This is a genomic window from Streptococcus mitis (assembly GCF_946190065.1).
In the GTDB taxonomy this organism is placed as follows: domain Bacteria; phylum Bacillota; class Bacilli; order Lactobacillales; family Streptococcaceae; genus Streptococcus; species Streptococcus mitis_DE.
In genome coordinates this window covers 1-209 of the sequence record NZ_CAMHZD010000296.1, presented here as the reverse complement: position 1 = coordinate 209, position 209 = coordinate 1, and the positions used below count along the sequence as shown (strand labels likewise).

The following is a 209-nucleotide window of genomic DNA, read 5'->3' as shown; positions in this document are numbered from 1 at the left end:
GTTGCAGTATAGTCACTTCCTACTTGTCCATTTGTTACTAATGTTACTGGATCTTTTAGGTTTGTTTCTGTGCCTGCAATAACATATTTCACTTCGACGTTTCCACCTACTTTTGGTGCGTACTCATAAACGACTTCTTGTTTCGCTTCTGTTACTTTACCTGTTTCTGTAGCTGAACCTTCTTTTAGTCCATTATTTGTTTTAACTAA

General features: G+C 36.4%; 1 protein-coding gene. It reads right to left on the bottom strand.

Features of this window, described 5'->3' with window-relative positions; translation table 11 throughout:
* The coding region (locus OCF96_RS10155) for a MucBP domain-containing protein (RefSeq protein WP_261447100.1) at window positions 1–209 on the bottom strand (209 nt) is incomplete at both ends.